This is a genomic window from Hymenobacter edaphi (assembly GCF_003258365.1).
Classification (GTDB): Bacteria; Bacteroidota; Bacteroidia; order Cytophagales; family Hymenobacteraceae; genus Solirubrum; species Solirubrum edaphi.
Genome location: NZ_QHKM01000001.1, coordinates 1,519,119 through 1,532,662 on the forward strand (window position 1 = coordinate 1,519,119; position 13,544 = coordinate 1,532,662).

The 13,544-nt window shown below is 66.5% G+C and carries 10 protein-coding genes; 3 read left to right on the forward strand and 7 right to left on the reverse strand.

Annotated features, from left to right (window positions below; all coding sequences use genetic code 11):
* Positions 1–34 precede the first annotated feature (34 nt).
* Entirely contained in the window at positions 35–460 is a 426-nt protein-coding gene (locus DLM85_RS24985; RefSeq protein ID WP_133256934.1) for a DUF3592 domain-containing protein, read from the reverse strand.
* 232 nt (positions 461–692) lie between these two features.
* On the opposite strand from DLM85_RS24985, the gene DLM85_RS24990 reads away from it, so the two are divergent.
* Positions 693–1,337 (forward strand): YceI family protein, encoded by a 645-nt coding sequence (locus DLM85_RS24990; RefSeq protein WP_133256935.1) that lies wholly within the window; start codon positions 693–695, stop codon positions 1,335–1,337.
* Positions 1,338–1,440: 103 nt separating this feature from the next.
* Here DLM85_RS24990 and DLM85_RS06340 read toward each other — a convergent pair whose 3' ends face one another.
* The 3 genes from DLM85_RS06340 to DLM85_RS06345 all read right to left on the reverse strand — a co-directional run bounded on the left by DLM85_RS06340 (position 1,441) and on the right by DLM85_RS06345 (position 7,128).
* Entirely contained in the window at positions 1,441–3,921 is a 2,481-nt protein-coding gene (locus tag DLM85_RS06340; protein WP_111477198.1) for a M1 family metallopeptidase, read from the reverse strand.
* Between the two features lie 207 nt (positions 3,922–4,128).
* Entirely contained in the window at positions 4,129–4,422 is a 294-nt protein-coding gene (locus DLM85_RS24995; RefSeq protein ID WP_133256936.1) for a hypothetical protein, read from the reverse strand.
* A gap of 21 nt (positions 4,423–4,443) precedes the next feature.
* On the reverse strand, positions 4,444–7,128 hold the full coding sequence (locus DLM85_RS06345; RefSeq protein ID WP_111477199.1) for an MGH1-like glycoside hydrolase domain-containing protein: 2,685 nt from the start codon (positions 7,126–7,128) through the stop codon (positions 4,444–4,446).
* 479 nt (positions 7,129–7,607) lie between these two features.
* Between DLM85_RS06345 and DLM85_RS06350 the strand changes: the two genes are divergently transcribed.
* Positions 7,608–7,850 (forward strand): hypothetical protein, encoded by a 243-nt coding sequence (locus DLM85_RS06350; protein WP_111477200.1) that lies wholly within the window; start codon positions 7,608–7,610, stop codon positions 7,848–7,850.
* Between the two features lie 208 nt (positions 7,851–8,058).
* Here DLM85_RS06350 and DLM85_RS06355 read toward each other — a convergent pair whose 3' ends face one another.
* The 3 genes from DLM85_RS06355 to fdhD form a co-directional block, all read right to left on the reverse strand.
* The gene (locus tag DLM85_RS06355) at positions 8,059–10,626 is read right to left on the reverse strand and encodes an FdhF/YdeP family oxidoreductase (RefSeq protein WP_111477201.1); all 2,568 of its coding nucleotides are present in this window, start codon (positions 10,624–10,626) and stop codon (positions 8,059–8,061) included.
* Between the two features lie 139 nt (positions 10,627–10,765).
* Positions 10,766–11,107, reverse strand: coding sequence for a DUF7009 family protein (locus DLM85_RS06360; RefSeq protein ID WP_111477202.1), 342 nt, complete (start codon positions 11,105–11,107; stop codon positions 10,766–10,768).
* Between the two features lie 131 nt (positions 11,108–11,238).
* Positions 11,239–12,102, reverse strand: a complete 864-nt coding sequence (fdhD, locus tag DLM85_RS06365) for a formate dehydrogenase accessory sulfurtransferase FdhD (RefSeq protein ID WP_111477203.1) — start codon at positions 12,100–12,102, stop codon at positions 11,239–11,241.
* 284 nt (positions 12,103–12,386) lie between these two features.
* On the opposite strand from fdhD, the gene moeB reads away from it, so the two are divergent.
* Positions 12,387–13,478: a molybdopterin-synthase adenylyltransferase MoeB gene (gene moeB, locus DLM85_RS06370; protein WP_111477204.1), complete on the forward strand. Its 1,092-nt coding sequence runs from the start codon at positions 12,387–12,389 to the stop codon at positions 13,476–13,478.
* Positions 13,479–13,544: the final 66 nt, after the last annotated feature.

Below are 13,544 nucleotides of genomic sequence, written 5' to 3' on the forward strand. Positions count from 1 at the left end.
GCCAGCGGCACATACGGCGCCGGCTGCCTGCTCCTCAGGCCCCGGGCCGTAGCGCGCTGAGCAGGAACAGCAGCACGCTCAGCCCCAGCAACCCCGCCCCGACCAGGCAGAACACGACAACCCGGAAGGTGCGCCGAGCGGCCTCGACGGTGGGCATGACCACCGGCCGGGAATTGGCCGGGTGGTAGCGCCCCGCTACCCGCGGCCCGCGGCAGAAAGGCGGCTGCCCCCAGAATCTTCCTCCCGCTGCCGCCCCGATGGTGTGTCCGGCCGCCGTGCGAAAGCGCACCAGTACGCGCGTGCCGAAGGGGCCCGCGTCCGGGTCGTGCTCGTGTTCTGTGAAGTTCAGCACTTCGCCCTCGGTCGGAACCGCCCCGGCGCCGCGGCCGGCCCGGCGCAGCAACAGGGGCAAGCCCCCAAACAGGCCCAGCAGGCAGGCCGCGCCGCACAGGATAAACACGTTGGGGTTTAGGAAAAAAGCCAGAAAAACAGCATCAGGGCGGCGGAATGCGGGAATTGCCTGTAACGCCGGCAGTCGGCGGGAGTTACGGTGCAGCACCTTCCTGGCCCCGCCAGGCAACCAGGTGAGCCCGGCGCTCCGAGTGCGGCGGAGAAACCGCCGGAGGTTGAGCCCGCTGGTTTATCTTCGCCGACAATCCCGACGTTTCCCTTCTCACATCCCTCTACCCCGCATGAAAAACCTGGTACTCCCCCTGTTGACCGCAGCCGCTCTGCTCACGCTGCCCTCGTTCACCACCCCGCTGGCCCCCGCCGGCTCCGCCGTAAGCCGCAAAGACGCCGCCGAAACCTACGCCGCACAGCCGCAGCTGAGCACCCTGGGCTGGGTGGCCAAGAAAGTGGGCGGCCAGCACAACGGCGCGGTGCCCCTGAAAGAAGGCGCGGTGCAGGTGAAGGGCAAGCAGATTGTGGGCGGCACGTTCACCTTCGACGTGGCCGGCCTGACGGTGGCCGACTCCCAGAGCCCGCGTCTGCTGGCCCACCTGAAGTCCGACGACTTTTTCAGCACCGAGAAGAATCCCACGGCCACCTTCGTCATCACCAGCCTGAAAACCACCAAGCCCGACGCCGCCGGCAACAACGCCGAAGTGACGGGCAACCTCACCATCAAGGGCATCACCCAGGCCATCAGCTTCCCGGCCAAGGTGGGCGTGAAGGATGGCGTGGCCGCCGCCTCGGGCACAGCCACCGTCGACCGCACCAAGTTCGACATCAAGTTCCGCTCGAAGTCTTTGCTGGACACCGCCGCCGACAAGGTCATCGACGACAACTTCACGCTGAACTTCAACGTGGTGGCCAAAAAGGACGCCCGCAGCTAAGCCCGCCCCGGGCGCGCCGCGCTAGTACCGCGTGCTCAATGAAAAGCCCGATCCTGCCGGCAGGATCGGGCTTTTCATTGAAAAACAGCTTCGGCAGCCGGCCTTACTTGGTTTGTTCGATGGCGCGCACCACCTCGTCGATGGCCTGCCGGGCCGGGGCCGCAACGGGACTGGCGGCCATCTGGGTGCGCAGGTTCTGCAGCATGGTCAGGATTTGGGGGCCAATGAACGGCTTGTACTCGATGCCCATCTGCTGAAACGGAGCCAGCCCCGCCCGAAACGCGGCCTCATCGGGCGCGCGGACGAGCAACTGGGCCAGGCTGGGCAGCATATTCAGGCGGGCCAGGGGCGCGGCGGCCTGCACCTGCGCCAGCACGAAGGGCAACCGGGCTACTTCGCCGGCTTGGGCGTACACGGCCACCAGGGCCGCGCTCAGGGGCGCGCGGTGGTCGGCCTGCAGCACCGCGGCCCGGCGCACGGCCTGCGGCAAATCCACGGCGGCCAGGGCCTGCAGAGCGGCCCCCTGCACGGTGTAGGAGCGGTGGTCGAGGGCTTTGGCGAACAGGCGGGCGTCGCGTTTCTCGCCCAGTTTCCCGAGCACCTTCAGCGCCTCGGCCTGCACCTGCGGGCTGGGGTCGTGGGCGGCGAGGCGGCGCACGGTGGGCAGCACCGTGGCGCGTAGGGCGGGCTGCTTTACCAGGTCCAGGTTTTCCAGCACCGTCCAGCGCAGGGCGTAATACTTGTCGCTGAGCGCGGCCAGCAGGGTTTGGCGGGCCGCCGCGTCTTCGGGGTGCGCCGCGCAGGCCAGGATGGCTTCGAGGCGGTCGAGGTAGCGCGGGGCGTGCCGGTACTGGTAGACAAAGGCGCTGAGCGGCTTGTTGTCGGTTTTCTGCCAGACGAGCACGTTCTCGGCATCGACGTTCACCAAATCGGCCCGCACCGGGGCTGGCAGCTGAAAGGTCTGCGTGGCCTCGCGCAGCCGCAGCCGGTGCCGCTGCGGGGCGCCCGGGCCGGCGTACACGTCTACGTCCAGCGGCAGCTCGTAGGGCGTGCCGCCCTGGGTCTGGCGCAGGGTCACCGGTTGGGTTTTGGTAGCCGCGTCCCAGGGGCCGTAGTCGACGCTGACGACGGGGTGGCCGGGGCGGTAGTACCACTGCTGGAAGAAGTTGGTCAGGTCGCGGCCGGAGGCGTCTTCCAGGGCCAGGCGCAGCTGTTCGGCTTCGCCGGTGCCCAGGGCCTGCCGGGTCAGGTAGAGGTTGAGGCCGCGGAAGAACACGTCCTCGCCCAGCTCGTGGCGCAGCAGCTGCAGAATGCGCCCGCCCTTCTGGTAGGTCACGGCGTCGAATACGTCCTCCTGGTCGGCGTACTGGCGGCGCACCAGCGGCTTGGTGAAGTTGGCAGGGTTGGCCAGGTAGGTGCGCAGGGAGCGGTAGGCCTGGCGGCCGGCGGCGTCGGGGCCCAGCTTGTGCTCGGCCCAGAGCACTTCGCTGAAGTTGGCGAATGACTCGTTCACCGTCAGCTGGCCCCAACTCTCGCAGGTCACGTAGTCGCCGAACCACTGGTGAAACAGCTCGTGGGCAATTTCGCGCTCCACCAGCGCGTATTCCCAGTCGAGCAGCTCGCGGGCCGAGCCCTGGGCATGCTCCCCGAATAGCGAGGCACTGGTATTTTCCATGGCCCCCGACACGTAGTCGCGCACCACCACCTGGGCGTACTTGGCCCAGGGAAATTCCACGCCGAGCTTCTGCGAGAAAAACTCCAGCATCTCGGGCGTGCGGCCAAAAATGGCCTGAGTCTGGGCGGCGTACTGCGGCTCCAGGTAATAGCTGATTTCCTTGCCGCGCCACTGCTCCCGCCGGATGCGGAAGTCGCCCACGGCCAGCATGAACAGGTAGGGCGCGTGGGGCTGCGCCTGCTGCCACTGGTCGGTGCGGGTACCGTCGCCGTTGGTTTTCTGACCGACCAGCAGACCGTTGCTCAGCGTCACGTAGCGAGCCGGCACCGTCAGGCTGATGTCGGCGGTGGTTTTCTGGTTGGGCCTATCGATGGTCGGAAACCACACCGAGGAAGCCTCCGTCTCGCCCTGGGTCCAGATCTGCCGGGGCTTGCCGGCCACCGCGCTGTCGGGGTTGATGAAGTACAGCCCCTTGGCGTCGCGGATGGCGGCGCTGCCCTTGGCGCCCAGCTCGTCGGGCCGGGCCACGTAGTCGAGAAAGACGGTGTACGCCTCCCCGGGCTTATACGCCCTATCCAGCCCGATGCGCAGCTGCCGGCCGTTGTAGTGGTACTTGAGCGGCTGCTGGCCCGCACCCTGCACCAAAGCCACGGCCTTGATATCCATGCCCTTGGCGTCGAGCAGCAGCGAGTCGGTGGCGTAGGCGTGCGGCCGGAGCGTCACCCACTCCTGCCCGTAGGCGTAGCGCCGGGCGTAGTCGAAGCGCAGGGCCAGGCGGGTGTGCACCAGGTCGTTGAGGCGCGGCGGGCTGTCGTGGATGGGCAGGGCCGGCGGGGCGGCCGAGGATTGAGCCAGCACCACGGCAGGCCCTAGCAGAGCGGTGAGCTGACAGAGCAGGAATAGGCGCACTGGCGAAACAAATGAATGACCGAAGCGGCACTCGCAGCCGCCTTTCGGGACGCAAGATGCAGCCGTTTCAGTAGCCGTTGCCCAAAGCCCCGGCGCTATTTATTGCCTGAAAAGCTTACGCCGCCACGCATTCGAAATCATGTTCAATCCCCGCACTTGTACTCCGCGGCGGTTGATAACGGTGTCGATGCGCACCTTAATTACCAGCTAGCCCGAGCGGTACAGTTTTTCGCCCACGTAATCAATGGGGCGAAACAGCAGCGTGTCATTGGCAGTGACGACTTGCAGCCAGCAGTAGTCGTAGGTGTCATCGACGGCCACCGTTCGGGTAAGCTGACCAGGCCATAAGGAGTCAAATGCAAAGACTTGACCCATCAAGTTTGCCTGCATGCGGACGAACGTTTCCGGGGAATCGTTTTTGAAGCGCACGTAAACCGGCCGCCGCGCACAAGACCCCAAAGCAAGGCCCCCAAACACCGAGAGGACAACAAGTGGCTTCATCCTCTCGAAGGTAACAGCTCGCTACCGCCGCACGCTCTCCTGCTGCGGCTGAGGCCGCTCGATGGCCCCGCCGATGGGCGCCAGCGGCTGCAGCAGGCGCATCACCAGGCCCGTCCAGCCGGTTTGGTGGCTGGCGCCGAGGCCGTGGCCGTCGTCGCCGTGGAAGTACTCGTGGAAGAGCAGGTAGTCCTTGAAGTGCGGGTCGCGCTGCAACAGCTCGTAGTGGCCGAAGGCGGGGCGGCGGCCCCGCTCGTCGCGGCGGAAGATGCTGGTCAGGCGCGCGGCCAGGGCATTGGCCACGCCATTCAGGTTCAGGTACTGGCCCGAGCCGGTGGGGTATTCCACCGTCAGCGAGTCGCCGTAGTAGAAGTGGAAGCGCTGCAACGACTCGATGATGAGGTAGTTGATGGGAAACCACACCGGCCCGCGCCAGTTCGAGTTGCCGCCGAACAGGTCGGAGCTGGACTCGCCCGGCTCGTAGCGCACCTCGAAGTCGGCTTCGGGCGTGTTGTACACGTAGGGGTGCTCCTCGTGGTGCTTCGACAGCGCCCGGATGCCGTGGTCGGAGAGGAATTCGGCTTCGTCGAGCATGCGGGTGAGCAGCTTTTCCAGGCGCTGCCGGCGCAGCAGGCTCAGCAGGTGCCGCTCGCCCTTGCCCGGCTCCTGCCAGCGCGACACCAGCGCCGAGAGCTGCGGGCGGTTGTCGAGCAGCCAGCGCAGGCGACGGGTGAAATCGGGCATGGCCTCCAGCATTTCCTCGTCGAGCACCTCCACCGCGAACAGCGGAATCAGCCCCACGATGCTGCGCACTTTCAGCTTGATGCGCTCATCGTCGGGCAGGTGCAGCACGTCGTAGAAGAAGCCGTCGTCCTCGTCCCAGAGGTTGAACGACCCGTCGCCGGCGCGCGTCATGGCCTCGGCGATGTAGAGGAAGTGCTCGAAGAACTTGGCGGCCACGTCCTGGTACACCGGGTTGGTTTTGGCCAGCTCCAGCGCGATGCGCATCAGATTCAAGGCGTACATGGCCATCCAGCTGGTGCCGTCGGCCTGCTCGATGTAGCCGCCGGTGGGCAGCGGGGCCGAGCGGTCGAACACGCCGATGTTGTCCAGGCCCAGGAAGCCGCCCTCGAAGATGTTGTGGTTGTTGCGGTCCTTGCGGTTCACCCACCAGGTGAAGTTCAGCATCAGCTTGTGGAACACCGACTCCAGAAACACGGTGTCGCCGTGGCCGTTGTGGAGCTTTTTGTCCATCTGGTACACGCGCCAGGTGGCCCAGGCGTGTACGGGCGGGTTCACGTCGGAGAAATTCCACTCGTAGGCCGGCAGCTGCCCGTTCGGGTGCATGTACCAGTCGCGGGTGAGCAGGCGCAGCTGGTTTTTGGCAAATTCCGAGTCCATCACGGCCAGCGGCACGCAGTGGAAGGCCAAATCCCAGGCCGCGTACCACGGATACTCCCACTTGTCCGGCATCGAAATGATGTCGGCGTTGTGCAGGTGAGGCCAGTTGCTGTTGCGGCCCTGGCGGCGGCCGGTGGGCGGCGGGGTGAAGCTGCCCGGGTCGCCCTGCAGCCACTGCGTCACGTCGTAGTAGTAGAACTGCTTGCTCCACATCATGCCGGCCAGGGCCTGGCGGTGAATGTTGCGCGCGTCCTGGTCGGGCAGCTGCTCCTGCAGGCAGTCGAAAAACTCGTCGGCCTCGGTGTGGCGCTGGGCAAACAGCTGGTCGAAATCGGCGAAGGGCTGGGCCAGCTCGGCCCGGCTCAGGCGCAGGCGCAGCTGCTGCGAGGCGCCGGCGGCCAGCTTGAGCTGGTAGTGGGCGGCGGCCTTGGTGCCGCGGCGGGCGGGGTTCACGGCCCGGCGGCGCCCCTGCACCACGTAGTCGTTGATGCCGTCCTTGAAGTACTCGTCGGGGCCGGCTTCCAGCTCGTAGAGCACGGTGCCGTTGGTGTCGTTGTCGCAGAACAGCAGCTCCCCGGCCTGCTCGCAGTAGAAGTGGTAGCGGCCCAGGTCGCGGTGCTCGGCCCGGATTTCGCCCGGGCCGGCGGCGCGCAGCTCGGGGCGGTAGCTGTCGTAGCCCCAGCTCCAGGTGTTGCGAAACCAGAGCTGCGGCAGCACGTCGAGGCGGGCCGTTTTGGGGCCGCGGTTGTGCACCGTCACGGTGATGAGCAGGTCGTCGGGGCCGGCCTTGGCGTATTCCAGGAACACGTCGAAGTAGCGGCCCTGGTTGAAGATGCCGGTGTCGAGCAGCTCATACTCCGGCTCCTGCCGCGAGCGGCGGGCGTTTTCCAGCAGCAGCTGCCGGTACGGAAACGCCCGCTGCGGGTACTTGTAGAGCATCTTCATGTAGGAGTGCGTGGGGGTGCTATCGAGGTAGTAATAGCACTCCTTCACGTCCTCGCCGTGGTTGCCCTGTCCGTTGGTGAGACCAAACAGGCGCTCCTTCAGGAAGGGGTCCTGCCCGTTCCAGAGGCCCAGCCCGAAGCACAGCAGCTGTTGGTCGTCGCTGATGCCGCCGAGGCCTTCTTCGCCCCAGCGGTAGGCGTAGCTGCGGGCCATGTTGTGCGACACGAAGTCCCAGGCGTTGCCGTGGGCGGAGTAATCCTCGCGCACGGTGCCCCACTGGCGCTCCGTCAGGTAGGGCCCGAATTTCAGCCAGGCGGCTTCCCCCGTCTTGGAAGCGGCTAAGCGTAGTTGTTCCTGCGTCATGAACTGTATGGCGAAGCCCGGGCCGGGGCCGGGGCTTGAGCGTAAAGGTTGAGAGAGGGCGCAAGGGCAGCCGAGAGGTTGGAAGGCGCGTGCTCATATCCAATAGTCGTTTGGTCCCTGGCGCGAGTTGGTTTTCGGGCTTCTACGTAAGCTACCCCGCCGATAGTTAGGTGGCTAAGTAGTTTGGACTCAGCCGTATCGGAGCGCAAACGTTTGTTGCCCGCTCAATTGTGCAGCTTCTGCGGGTCGCTAAAACCGGGCCAGCTGCCCGGTATGCCCGACCGCCTTCGGAGCCAACCGCCTTAGCGGCAGCGCCTAAGCCCGCCGGTACGGGCAGGGGCGCCAGCCGGCCGCGGGCCCGCAAAGGACCAGCCGGCTTCGCAGTAGGCGCCGTCTAAAATAAGTGTTTTACTATTTATCTGAGTTGGAACTATATAGGAACGGAATATGCTTGTGGCTCCGAACATTTCCCCCACCCTATGCTTGATAACTACCTCGTCGCCACCGGCTTTTACCAGATTTCCTGGCCCGATGGTCCCGACGCCAAACCGGGCATCACCTTCGTGCGTCCCGGCGCCCGCGAATCCCTGCGGGTGTTCTTGTGCGCCGCCGCCCCGGAAATGGAAGTCTACACCGGCGAGTTGCAGAACGGCCGCCTCGTGTACCGCGGCCCCGCCGAAGTAGTGGAGCAGCTGCGCAACCTGGCCGAACGGCAGAACTAACGGCCCGCCCGATTCAACCAAAAAGCCCGCGTGCAAGCTGCACGCGGGCTTTTTTTATGCGCCGAAAATCATGCAGGCCTTAAAACCCGGAACGTCATGCTGAGCTTGCCGAAGCATCTCTACCGCTTCGTTGAACGAGCCCGGACGAAGCGGCAGAGATGCTTCGCGGAGCTCAGCATGACCAAAACCTCTAATCCCAAATACGTTCTTACCGACTGCTGACGGCAGCGGCCTGCAGCGGATGAGCCTTGGTTTCGCCTTCGGGCAGGGTTTCGGGCAGGGGCACCACCGTTATTACCACGAACTTGGAGGTGGGCGTATTGCTCACGTCGGCGACGCTGGCCACGGGCACCAGCACGTTCATTTCGGGGTAGTAGGCGGCGCAGTTGCCGCGGGGCAAATCGTAGGGAATGGCTACGAACCGCTCGGCGTGGCGCTGCTGTCCCTCGAAGTGGCTGGTGATATTGACGAGCTGCCGCGGCTGAATGCCCCGGGCCTGCATGTCTTCGGGGTGCAGGAAGATGACGCGCCGCTCGCCGAACACGCCGCGGTACCGGTCGTTGTAGTCGTAGATGATGGTGTTGAACTGGTCGTGCGAGCGGATGCTGAAGAGCACCAATTGATCGGGCAGCAGCTGGTGCTTTTTGAACGCGGTGACGGTGAAGTTGGCCCGGCCGTTGTCGGTGGTGAATTTCCGCTCGCGCGGGCCGTTGGGCAGGTAGAAGCCGCCCGGCCGGCGCACTTTCTGGTTGAAGTCCTCGAAGCCCTTGATGGTGCGGGCAATATGGTCGCGGATGACGTCGTAGTTTTCCATCATGGCCACCCAATCGGTGGTGGTTTGCTCGCCCAGGGTGGCAATGGCCATGCCGCACACGATGGCCGTTTCGCTCAGCATCTGGCCTTCGAGGGGCTGCAGCACGCCGTGCGAGGCTTCCACCACGCCCATGGAGTTTTCGCAGGTCACGAACTGCTTGCCGTTGCGCTGGGTGTCGATTTCGGCGCGCACCAGGCAGGGCAGCAGCAGGGAAGTCTCGCCCGTGACGAGGTGGCCCCGGTTGAGCTTGGGCGCCACGAACACCGTCAGCTCCTGCCGGCGCATGGCCTCGGCAATGAACTCGGTGTCGCTCATGGCCGAGAGGAAATTGCCGCCCATGCTCACGAATACTTTGACGCGCCCGTCGTGCATGGCCTTGGCCGTTTCCACCGAGTCGAGGCCGTGCGCCCGCGGGGGCTGGAAGTCAAACTCGTTTTCCAGCGCGTCGAGAAACACCTTGCTGGGCCGCTCCCAGATGCCCATGCTTCGGTCGCCCTGCACGTTGGAGTGCCCGCGCACCGGGCACAGGCCCGCGCCCGCAATACCGATGGCGCCCTTCATCAGGTGCAGGTTCACGATTTCGCCGATGCTGTAGACGGCGTTTTTCTGCTGCGTGAGGCCCATGGCCCAGCAGGTGATAATCTTCTTTTTCGGCCCGATGATGTTGGCCGCTTCGAGCAGCTGCGCCCGCGGCACCCCGCTCATCTGCTCGATGTCCTCCCAGCTGGTGTTGTGCAGCTCGGTGAGGAATTCTTCGTAGTGCGCCCCGTACTCGCGGATGAAGTCGTGGTCGATGACCTGGCCGGGGTTGCGCTCCTCGGCTTCGAGCAAATACTTCATGATGCCGCGCAGCACCGCCTGGTCGCCATTGACGCGCACCTGCAGCCAGAGGTCGGTTATCTGGGTTCCGTCGCCGAGCAGGGCGCCCAGGGCCCGCAGCGGGTTCAGGAAGTCCTGGGGGTTGCGGAAATGGTTCAGCCCGGCTTCCATCAGCGGGTTGATGCTGATGATCTGGGCCCCGTTGCGCTTGGCTTTCTGCAGGGCCGTGAGCATGCGCGGGTGGTTGGTGCCCGGGTTCTGCCCCATGATGAGGATGACCTCGGCCTCGTAGAGGTCGTTGAGCGTGACCGAGCCTTTGCCGAGGCCCACGGTGTTGGTCAGGGCCGAGCCGCTCGACTCGTGGCACATGTTGGAGCAGTCGGGCAGGTTGTTGGTGCCGAACTCACGCACGAATAGCTGGTAGGCGTAAGCCGGCTCGTTGGGCACCTTGCCGGAGGTGTAAAACGCCGCCTCGTTGGGCGACTTCAGCCCGTTGAGCTTCTCCCCGATCAGCTTAAAGGCTTCTTCCCAGGCAATGGGCGCGTAGTGCGTGGCGCCGGGGCGCAGCACCAAGGGGTGGGTGATGCGGCCGGCGTTGTTCAGGTCGCGGTCGGTGAAGCGCGAGAGGTCGGCCACGCTGTGCTGGGCGAAAAAGTCCGGCCCGATGGTGCGGTGGTCGGCATCGGAAGCCGTCGACTTGGCCCCGTTTTCGCAGAACTCGGCCACCGAGCGGTGGGTGTCGGGGTCGGGCCAGGCGCAGCTGCTGCAGTCGAAGCCGTCGGTCTGGTTGAGCTTGAGCAGGGCGTGGGTGCCGCGGCCCAGGCCGGCCTCGCCCCAGCTGAACTCCATGCTTTTGATGACGGCCTGCAGGCCCGCGGCCACTTTGCTGGGCTTGGTGAGGGTGAGGCCGGTGAAGTCTTCGGGCGGCTGGGCCAGCACGGGGTATTTGTGCTTGGCCCCAAGGGTATCGGGGGCTTCCATAATGCGCTTATCGGCGTCGGGCTTGCCGCCCGGGTCCTCGTGGTCGGCTACGGGTGCGGTGCCCTGGCTGGGCCGCTCGCCGCTTCTGGGCACGTTGCTGGCCGCGTGCTGCTCGTTGGATTTGCCGGATTGGCTGGGGTCTTGGGCGGGCGACTTTTCCATGGTGGGAGCCTCACCCCCCGGCCCCTCTCCAGGGGGAGCGGGGAGCCTGACGACTGCGGGAGGCTTTTATTTCGGTGGATGGGAATGGATTACGAAATGGCCGGCTACCGTCGGTGACGACGGGTCACCTGTCACCTCTTCAGTGACGGCAGCCGAGGTCTTTCTCGACCAGTATACGCAGCTCCTGCCCGTCCGTCATATCAACGGTACCCGCGAGGCTGATTTCGGCCGGTTCCAGCCAGGCCTGGGCCAGCGCGGCGGGCACCAGCACGGATAAGGAACCGGGCGTGTAGGCCACGCGCAAGGCCTGCGCGGCGGCGGTAGAATCGTCGTCGGTGAGCTGCAGGGCGTAGGTGAGCTGACCATCGGGGCCGGGCGCCAGCGGCACCGCGGCGGCCACCCGGCCAGCCCGGGCAAACTGCGCCACCTCCTCCTCGGAAAGGCGCAGGCGCAGGGTGTTGTCTTCGATGCGGAGTTTCACGGAGCTACGGGTGGGCGATGATGCGCAGTGGCGTGTAGCGCGGGCCTTAGCCCGCGTCAGCGCGCACGATTGTCGTTGAACGATTGGGAAGTATTATCTGCCGGACGCGGGCTAAAGCCCGCGCTACCGTCCTACGTAATCCGCCACGGGTGCGTGTAGATATTGTACCGCTGCTGGCGCACGAAGCCCAGCAAGGTCATGCCGAAATCCTGGGCGGCCTGCACGGCCAGGGAGCTGGGGGCGCCCACAGCGGCCAGCACGCCGATACCGGCCACGGCGGCCTTCTGCACCAGCTCGAAGGAAGCCCGGCCGCTCACCAGCAGCACGTGCCGGTGCAGGGGCAGCTGCCCGGCCAGCAGGGCCGCGCCGATGAGCTTGTCGAGGGCATTGTGGCGGCCTACGTCTTCGCGCAGCAGCAGCAATTCGCCCTCGGGCGAAAACAGCGCCGCCGCGTGCAGCCCGCCGGTTTGCTCGAACACGGCCTGGGCCTCGCGCTGCCGCTCGGGCAGCTGGTGAATCACCGGGGCCGCAATCAGCGGGCCGTCGGCGGGCAGCACCGGGCAGGCGGCCGCGTGCACGGCTTCGATGCTGGTTTTGCCGCACACGCCGCAGCTGCTGCTGGTGTAGAAGTGCCGCTCCAGGCGCGGCAGGTCCAGGGGCAGGCCGGCGGCCAGTTCGGCGCGCACCACGTTGCCCTGCTCCTCGGGCTTCTGCACGTCGGGGCAGGGCCGCACGCCCAGCAGCTCCTCGCGGCGCCGGATCAGGCCCTCGGTGAGCAAGAAGCCGGCGGCCAGCTCTTCGTCGTGGCCGGGGGTGCGCATGGTCACGGCCAGGGTGCGGTGCTCCCGCTGCCCGCTCGGGCCGTAGCCCAGGCGGATTTCCAGCGGCTCTTCGGCGGCCAGCACGTCGTCGGCCGGAGTGCGGGCCTCCCCTTGCACGCGCTGCACGCGGGCGTATTCGTAGCTGGTGGGCGGCAGAAAAACGGGAGCAGGCATGGTGAGGTGACAGGTGACAGGTGACAGGTGACAGGTAGGCAACGGCAGCCTGCTGATTGGGGTTTGGCGGCGCCTGCCGGGTTATTCGGCAGCTCAGGCCCGGGGGCGAATCGGCGCAGCAACTGGTCGGCGGCACCTTCTGCCAACCTGCGGCGGCGGGCATATGTTATCCGCCGCGCCAACCTTTCCCCGCGTCCGGCAGTTCAGCACGTACGCCGGCCCGTACATTTCCGCCCTTCCACCGAGCCTGTCACGAGTTACCTGTTACGTGTCACCCCACCACCATGCTTACGCCCGATGAACGCCACCGCTACCGCCGCCACCTCCAGCTGCCCGAAATCGGCGAGGCGGGCCAGCTGAAGCTGCGCGCGGCCCGGGTGCTGGTGGTGGGTGCAGGCGGCCTGGGCTGCCCGGTGCTGCAGTACCTGGCCGCTGCCGGCGTGGGCACCCTCGGCCTGGCCGATGCCGACCAGGTGGAGCTCAGCAACCTGCAGCGCCAGATTCTCTACGGCCCCGCCGACCTCGGCCAGCCCAAAGCCGCCACCGCCGCCCGCGAGGTGCAGCGCCTCAACCCATTGGTGCGCTGCGAGGTACACGCCGTGCGCGTGAGCCTGGCCAATGTGCTGGAGCTAGTGGCCGCCTACGACCTCGTGGTCGACGCCTCCGACAACTTCCCGACCCGCTACCTGCTCAACGACACCTGCGTGCTGCTCGGCAAACCGTTGGTGTCGGGCGCCATCTACAAGTTCGAGGGCCAGGTATCGGTGTTCAACTACCGCGGCGGGCCCACGTACCGCTGCCTGTTTCCCGAGCCGCCGGGTGCCGCCGAGGCGCCCAACTGCGACGCCACCGGCGTGCTGGGCGTGCTGCCCGGCCTCATCGGCACGGTGCAGGCCTCCGAGGCGCTGAAGGTGGTGCTCGATTTGGGCGAAGTGCTCAGCGGCCGCCTATGGGTGCTCGACGCGCTGACCATGCAGACGCGCACCCTGCGCTTTGCCCGTCACCCCGAGCGCAGCCTGATAACGACCGACACCGCCAACCCCGCCGACTACCACGACCCCGGCTGCGCCGCCCCGCCCACCAACGGCATCACCGCTGCCGAGCTGCGGGCGTGGCTGCACTCCCCCACCCCGCCCTTCCTGCTCGACGTGCGCGAACCGGCCGAATTCGAGGCGCAGCACCTGCCCGGCGCCCGGCTGCTGCCGCTGGGCCAGCTGGCCGCCGGCGTGGCCGCCCTGCCCCGCGAGCAGCCGGTGGTGGTGTACTGCCGTTCCGGCGCCCGCAGCCGCCGCGCCATTCAGCAGTTGCAGACGGAGTTTGGCTTCCGCAACCTGCAGAACCTGGAAGGCGGCCTCCTGGCCTGGACGGAGGCCTGAGCCCGTAGCAGCTGGGTAGCGGCCGGTGTCGGTTTAGCCGCGCAGCGGCGGAATCCGTGCCGGAAA

Excerpts from the sequence above, each read along its gene's own strand:
- DLM85_RS06345 (WP_111477199.1), bottom strand. The coding sequence starts at position 7,128 with ATGACGCAGGAACAACTACGCTTAGCCGCTTCCAAGACGGGGGAAGCC.
- moeB (WP_111477204.1), top strand. The coding sequence starts at position 12,387 with ATGCTTACGCCCGATGAACGCCACCGCTACCGCCGCCACCTCCAGCTG.
- DLM85_RS24990 (WP_133256935.1), top strand. The coding sequence starts at position 693 with ATGAAAAACCTGGTACTCCCCCTGTTGACCGCAGCCGCTCTGCTCACG.
- fdhD (WP_111477203.1), bottom strand. The coding sequence starts at position 12,102 with ATGCCTGCTCCCGTTTTTCTGCCGCCCACCAGCTACGAATACGCCCGC.
- DLM85_RS06350 (WP_111477200.1), top strand. The coding sequence starts at position 7,608 with ATGCTTGATAACTACCTCGTCGCCACCGGCTTTTACCAGATTTCCTGG.
- DLM85_RS06355 (WP_111477201.1), bottom strand. The coding sequence starts at position 10,626 with ATGGAAAAGTCGCCCGCCCAAGACCCCAGCCAATCCGGCAAATCCAAC.
- DLM85_RS24995 (WP_133256936.1), bottom strand. The coding sequence starts at position 4,422 with ATGAAGCCACTTGTTGTCCTCTCGGTGTTTGGGGGCCTTGCTTTGGGG.